The 1,935-nt window shown below is 38.3% G+C and carries 2 protein-coding genes; one reads left to right on the top strand and one right to left on the bottom strand.

The features are described from left to right. The first annotated feature begins 254 nt into the window (after positions 1-254). A complete protein-coding gene (locus tag M1K46_RS25305) occupies positions 255-1,493 on the top strand; it encodes an IS110 family transposase (protein ID WP_256228212.1) in 1,239 nt (412 codons plus the stop codon). A 229-nt stretch (positions 1,494-1,722) separates the two neighbouring features. Here M1K46_RS25305 and M1K46_RS25300 read toward each other — a convergent pair. Further along, positions 1,723-1,935 (bottom strand): hypothetical protein (locus M1K46_RS25300; protein ID WP_256228211.1); only part of this gene is annotated, 213 nt, incomplete at its 5' end.

Here is a 1,935-nt window from a genome sequence, read left to right as displayed (position 1 = left end):
GCACCCGTTCGTAATATAAGGTTAGCCAGAATTTCTGGTTGACCTTTTTTTATTTGGTCTTATTATAGCGGTAGTCGGGGTAGAACGTAGCACCCGTGGGACTGATCCCGTCAACTAAACTGTTCACCCCCTACTTGTATAAACATGTTTCAGGCTGGTTGGGACAAGAAGGATCCCGTTTAACAAGCGAACCTATGACATTACAAGGAGGTTAGGGGTTACCGACTAATTTATTTCTAGGAGGAGAATCATAGATGAATCCAGTTGTAGGTCTGGATGTTTCAAAAGGTGAAAGCCAGGTTCAAGCCTTTTTAGATAAAGGAAAACCATATCGGAAGAGCTTCAGTGTTATGCATACACTCGATGGTTTAGATCGCTTATTAGAGTTCTTAATAGAGGTTACTAGAGTAACAGATGGAAAGAAACCTTCGGTTATTTTAGAATCAACGGGTCATTATCATCACCCAGTCGTTCAGTTTCTTGAGGAACACAATTATGTGTACATCGTGGTAAATCCACTTGTCTCCCATCGTTCCCGTAGTGCTAATCTTAGAAAAGTTAAAACGGACGCAGCAGACGCGTATCAGCTTTGTGAATTGTTTTATAAGGAAGAACTAGCTCCTCACCGAAGAAGAGGTATGCAACTTTTAAACCTTCGTAACCTTACGAGACAACAAGAAACAATCACAAGCAACGCTTCTCAAACCAAGCTACAACTTCAATCGGTATTAGATCAAGTATTCCCTGAGTATCGAGGTGTTTTTGGAAACTTATACTCCAAGGTCTCTTTACGAATGTTAGAAGCTTTTCCAACTTCCGAAACCGTCTTACTAGCAAGTGAAGCCGAATTGAGAGATACAATCGCTTTGTTATGTAGGAGTCGTTCAGAGAATTGGGCAATGGACAAAGCTCAAAAATTAAGAGAAGCCGCATTGCGTAATCCATTTCAGAACAACTTATATGAGAGCCTAATCTTTAATCTCAAGATGCTTATTAACATTGTTCTTCAATACGAAGAGCATCTATCCATGTTAGCAGCAGAAATAGATGCCCTCGCGAAAGAAATTGAAGAATATAAGATTATCCAATCTATCCCTGGTATTGGAGAAAAGATTGCAGCAACAATCATTTCAGAGATTGGCGAGATAGAAAGGTTTAATCACCCTAAGAAGTTGGTTGCGTTCGCAGGAGTAGACCCTAGTGTGTATTCTTCAGGGAGATTTACAGCATCCGTTAATCGTATCACTAAACGTGGTTCCAGCAGACTTAGACTAGCATTGTACATGGCTGTCACCTGTGGCATCCGAGATGCACGAAAGCAAAAAACAACGGATGAAATCATCCCTAGAAACAAGAAACTACGAAAATTCTATGATAAGAAACGCGACGAAGGAAAACCCTTTCGGGTAGCCGTCATTGCATGTGTAAATAAACTCTTACACTGGATCTTTGCCCTTTTAAAAAGCAGAACGACTTACCAAGATATAGTTTAAAGTCTATATCTATCCATTAATTAAAATACCTTCCAAAGTCGAATAATCGGAAGGTTATTTGTCATGGACAAATGTAGTATAACACGAATAAATATAGGATTTTAATGAAAAATGTTGACAAACTATTAGCTGGTTTTGTTAAATAAGAACTAGCATTTTATTTAATCGATTTTTCCAGCTTGTCCAAACGGATTACTAGATTTCTGCATAAGATAAATTGAGAGACAGGTTAAACCTTTTTTCTTAATTTATAACGGTTTGGAGGGATTTTTATGTCGTCCAAAAAGAAAAAACACTGTGGTTGTAAGCGTTCCTCTAAAACAGTAAAATTAAAATGTAAATGTAAAAAAGTGAAAAAACGCCGGTCCAGTTCAAGCTCAAGTTCAAGTTCAAGCTCAAGCTCAAGCTCAAGTTCAATCTCAATCTCAAGCTTCCATACACT

This window comes from Fictibacillus sp. WQ 8-8 (genome assembly GCF_024494405.1).
GTDB classification, from domain to species: Bacteria; Bacillota; Bacilli; order Bacillales; family Fictibacillaceae; genus Fictibacillus_C; species Fictibacillus_C marinisediminis.
This window is presented reverse-complemented; position numbering and strand designations above follow the sequence as displayed.

Bases quoted from the DNA above. Each gene is read 5' to 3' on its own strand.
- M1K46_RS25305 (WP_256228212.1), top strand. From the start codon at position 255: ATGAATCCAGTTGTAGGTCTGGATGTTTCAAAAGGTGAAAGCCAGGTT.